Source organism: Mesorhizobium sp. M1E.F.Ca.ET.041.01.1.1 (assembly GCF_003997355.1).
In the GTDB taxonomy this organism is placed as follows: domain Bacteria; phylum Pseudomonadota; class Alphaproteobacteria; order Rhizobiales; family Rhizobiaceae; genus Mesorhizobium.
Genome location: NZ_RZSL01000732.1, coordinates 1 through 2,581 on the forward strand (window position 1 = coordinate 1; position 2,581 = coordinate 2,581).

Consider the following 2,581-nt stretch of genomic DNA (forward strand, 5'->3'; position numbering starts at 1 on the left):
ACCAGATTGTTCCAGAATTGATCGACGTTTTCCGCTCCCGGGAACCTGCCCGCCATGCCGATGATCGCGACAGCGTTGCGGTTCTGTTCGGCCTTGCTTTCGCTTGCGGCCACCCCAATTGGCTTCTCAAGATACGAAGTGAGGCGAGGGGCGTCGGAAATTGCGGCCAAGTGCGCTGCGAGCGTTCTTATGGTGGGATGCTCGAATAGATCCAGAATCTTGCAATCAATGCCCAAACGATCGTGGATACGCGCCTGAACCTGAACAATGGCCAGGGAATGTCCACCAACATCGAAGAAATTGTCTTCAACGCCGATGGAGTCCACCTGCAGAATGTCCTTCCAGATGTCAGCCACTTCTGTCTGTAACCCACCAGTCGGTAAAGTGGCGGCCTTCGATGTCGAGCCGTCTCTCTTCGGCTCGGGAAGAGCGCGCCGATCGATCTTGCCGCTGCGATTGGTTGGTAGCTGTGGAAGGAACACGAACTGTGAGGGAACCATGTAGCCAGGCAGCGCGGCGCGCAGGAAAGCCTGGAGTTCATCGATGTCCTCCGAACTTTCCGATCGCCTCACCACGTACGCTGTCAGGCTCGCATTTTCAACGGCACGGTTTGTCAGCGTGACGCAGCATGCTTTGATGTTCTTATGCTCCATCAGACATTGCTCGATTTCGGCAAGCTCGACCCGCATGCCGCGAAATTTGATCTGTCCGTCTTTTCGGCCCAGGAACTCAATCGTGCCATCTGACCGATACCGGGCCAGATCCCCAGTCCAGTAGAGCCTGGCTTGCGGATCATCATCGAACGGGTTTGGCCGGAAAACCTCGCGCGTGAGGTCATTGTGATTAATGTAGCCGCGAGCTAGGCCGACGCCCCCGATACAGAGCTCGCCGATTGCGCCAACCGGAGCCGGGTTACCATAGCGGTCGAGGATGTAAGCCTTGGTATTGATGGCAGGGCGCCCTATGGGTGGCTTCTGCCCGCCAGGTTTCACCTCGCTCCTTATGCAATAGACGGTCGTTTCGGTTGGCCCATAAGAATTGAAGACGCGGCGTTTCTCACCCCATCGCTCAACGAGGCTTGGCGGCAACGGCTCTCCGCCTGACTTGATCACGGTGAGATCAGGAAGATCAGTAGACGGCAAGGAGGCCCATGCTGTCGGTGTGAGACCGGCTGCGGTAATGCGCTCACGGCGCATGAAGTCGACAAGCTCTGCTCCGGGCAGCGCCGCTGATGGGGGCGCCAGGCACAATCGACCCCCAGAAGAAAAGGCCAGCATAAAATCGAACAGCGATGCGTCAAATCCGCAGGAAGCGAACTGTAGTACCCGGCTATCCGCACTCAGTTGATAGGTGCGTTTTAGATCCTCCGCCATGTTGCAGGCGCTTCGATGTTCAACCATCACGCCTTTCGGCTGACCCGTGGAACCGGATGTATAGATAACGTAAGCCAAATCCGAGGGACCGGCGGGGCAGTGCGGAGGAGTGACTTCGTGCAGGGCGATTTCGGTGTGGTCCTGGTCGAGGAGAACCACCGCGCATCCATTCGCACCTTCAATGTTTCGCCCCGACAGGGCACCCCCGAACGCCTGTTCTGTAAGCTCTGCCTTGCTGATCACTGCAGTGGCTTCAGCGTCCCGCACCATGAAATGTAGGCGCTGGGGTGGGAGTCTAGGATCGAGAGGAAGATGGACGGCGCCCGCCTTCAAGACAGCTAGAAAGCCGACAATGAGATCGCACGAACGCTCAACGAGAACGCCGACCACGTCTCCAAGGCGCACACCTTTTGAAATCAAATGATGGGCAAGCCTGTTTGCCCTTTGCTCAAGTGCTGTATAGCTGAGCGCCTCCGATGGGCAGCTGACGGCAATATTGTCTGGGTAAGCGGCAGCCTGCGCTTCGATCAGGTTGTGCAGGCAAATGTCCGAAGGAAAAGGTGCAGATGTGTCATTAAAATCACGCAGAAGCTGGTGCTCCTCCTCTGGCGTCAGAAAACTATAATCGCCTATCCGTCGCCCTGGCGCATCTGCAATCGCCTCAAGCAACAACTGATACTGCTTGGTCAGCCGCTCGATGGTGCTGCGATCCCACAAATCCGCATTGTATACGGCGTCAAGGCGGACGCTTTGTTTTCCAGCGAGGATGCGAAAATCAAGATCGATCCAGACGTCGGTCTCGCAAAGTCGGATTTGCGCAGGCAAGCCGCAGAGGTCGACGTCGCATCGCCTGAAGCCAAGAGAACTCACCGCCTCCGGGATGAAGTTGAAAACAGCTTGCGCAAGCGGGTTGCGATCAGGTGCAGGAGGGAGCTTTAGCTTCTCCAGCAGTAGGGGAAGAGGAAAATACTCGTGGCTACGCGCGCAGCGCATGAGCTCACGAACCCGCTGCAAATGGTCGAGGAAAATGGAATTTTCGGAAAGATCCTGCCGTAGGGCCGCCAGTGTCACAAAGTAGCCGAAGGTCCCCGAAAAATTTCCGGCCGGACGACCGAGGCGTGGCACGTAAAGGGTGATGTCGTCCTGGTCGCCGTAACGATGCAGCAGGACGTAATAGGCAGCAAGCAGCACGGTGGCGAGCGTCACTT

General features: G+C 57.0%; 1 protein-coding gene. It reads right to left on the bottom strand.

The features are described from left to right. Nucleotides 1-2,581, bottom strand: a 2,581-nt coding sequence (locus tag EOA38_RS33275) for a non-ribosomal peptide synthetase (RefSeq protein WP_127301225.1), incomplete at both ends; no start/stop codon positions are given.